Raw genomic sequence first — 2,128 nt, 5'->3', positions numbered from 1 at the left:
GTAATCAGTGTAATCAGTTTAATCCTGAGTCAGACAAACTCCGCTTAAATTTTTTTTTGGACAATTCAATACCGGAAATTATATTTGTAGAATAGTATAGTATAGTACAGATGTAAATAACACAAATCAACTGAAAGCACGTTATGAATGACGGGTTCACCACACCGTTCCGCCATTCGTATTCCATTTACGTTTTAAACTAAAGAAAATGATTGCCAGACACTTGCTGAAATGCTTTATTGCATTTCTTGCTGCCTTTTGTTTGTGTATACCAGGGTATGCCCAGCAAAAAACATTCAAAGGTAAAGTCATCAGTTCCACGGACAAATCACCATTACCGTTTATCTCCATAGTTGTGAAAGGCACCACCACGGGCGCCAAAACCGATGCTAACGGACAGTTTGCGCTTACTGCACCTGCAGGTAACAATACAGTGATCGTTTCAGGCATCGGCTTCCGGCAACAGGAGCTGACACTCACAGCAGATTTCACCACCATTGCACTGGAAACATCCGTTGAAACGCTGAACGACGTAGTAGTGGTGGGTTATGGCACCACGAAGAAAGCAACGCTAACAGGTTCCGTAGCCGCCGTGAAAAGCGCGGAGATAGTGAGAAGCCCGCAGCCAAATATCTCCAACTCACTCGTAGGCCGTATGCCGGGCCTCATTGCTCCCAACACCAGCGGGGAGCCTGGCTACGATGATGCCCGCCTCCTGATCCGCGGCGTGGCTACTACCGGTAACTCAGCTCCACTCATCGTAATTGATGGCGTACCCAATGCACTGGGCGGCTTTTCCCGGTTAAACCCCAGCGATATAGAAAGCATCAGTATCCTGAAAGACGCCTCCGCAGCTATTTATGGCTCGCAGGCAGCTAACGGCGTTATCCTTGTTACTACCAAAAAAGGAGAAGCCGGTAAAACAAATTTCAGCTTTAACCTCAACCAGGGTTTTATTAAACCTACCCGGTTGCCTGAATTTGTGGATGCAGCCACCTATGCTACTATCGTAAATGAAATAGGCTATTATAATAATCCTTCACAAGGCACGCACCAACGCTATTCGGATGAGGAAATAGAATTGTTCAGGAACGGGAAAGACCCGGTATCTTACCCGAATACAAACTGGGAAAAAGAACTGATGAAACCAGTGGCGCCTCAAACTACCGCCAATCTTTCTTTTTCCGGCGGCAGCAACAAACTGTCGTATTATATCTCCGGCGGTTACCTGAACCAGGAAGGATTATATCGCAACAGCCCTCTCAACTACAAACAATATAATATCCGCGCTAACTTCGATATTAACTTCTCTTCTAAATTCAAGGCAACGGTACAGATGTCCGGCCGCCAGGAAGAAAAGACCGCACTGGCCGGTTTCGGCGCATCCAATGTATTTGAATTTCTTTACCGCACTTACCCAACACTCCCCGCTTATTACCCTAATGGGCTCATGGGCGCCGGCGTGGAAATGGGAAAGAACCCGCTGGCCATGGCACAATTATCCGGTGCTGATAAAAGACCCATCACCACCGGCAGCATCATCGGTAAAGCAAGTTATGAACTGGCAAAAGGATTATCTGTAGACGGAATGGTGTCTATCGACAAACGTTTTGAATTTGATAAACAGCTGGCACATAACTGGATCGTGTACCAGTACGATAAAGGCGCAGATACCTATGACCCGGTGAAAGGCGGACCCAATAACCCTTCCCTTTCGGAAAGCCAGATCAACTATACCTTACTGAACTCTTTCCTCCGCCTGAGCTACGATAAACATTTTGGTAAACATCAGCTCAGCGCATTTGCGGCCGTACAGCAATCCAAAACAACTTATGAAACTTTTGGCGCCGCACGCCAGAACTATATAACTACCTTACTGCCGGAACTGAGCCAGGGCGGCGCTTTGCCAACGGATGCCAGCAACTACGGCAGCAGTTATATCATTACCCGCAGAAGCTACTTTGGCCGCATCAGTTACAACTATGCAGAGAAATACCTGCTGGATGTACAGCTCCGTGAAGATGGATCATCCATTTTTGCACCGGGAAAACAATACGGCTTTTTCCCCAGTGCCATGGCTGCATGGCGCATCTCCGAAGAATCCTGGTTTAATAAAAATTCTATCGAC

General features: G+C 46.9%; 1 protein-coding gene. It reads left to right on the top strand.

Going from position 1 to position 2,128, the window contains the following annotated elements:
* Nucleotides 1-208 precede the first annotated feature (208 nt).
* Nucleotides 209-2,128: SusC/RagA family TonB-linked outer membrane protein (locus VN105_RS18475; protein WP_325643007.1), on the top strand; the 1,920-nt coding region annotated here is incomplete at its 3' end.

The sequence above is a fragment of the Chitinophaga sp. genome (assembly GCF_035564935.1).
In the GTDB taxonomy this organism is placed as follows: Bacteria; Bacteroidota; Bacteroidia; order Chitinophagales; family Chitinophagaceae; genus Chitinophaga.
Note: the sequence above shows the minus strand (reverse complement) of the source record. Positions and strands in the feature narration are given on the sequence as shown.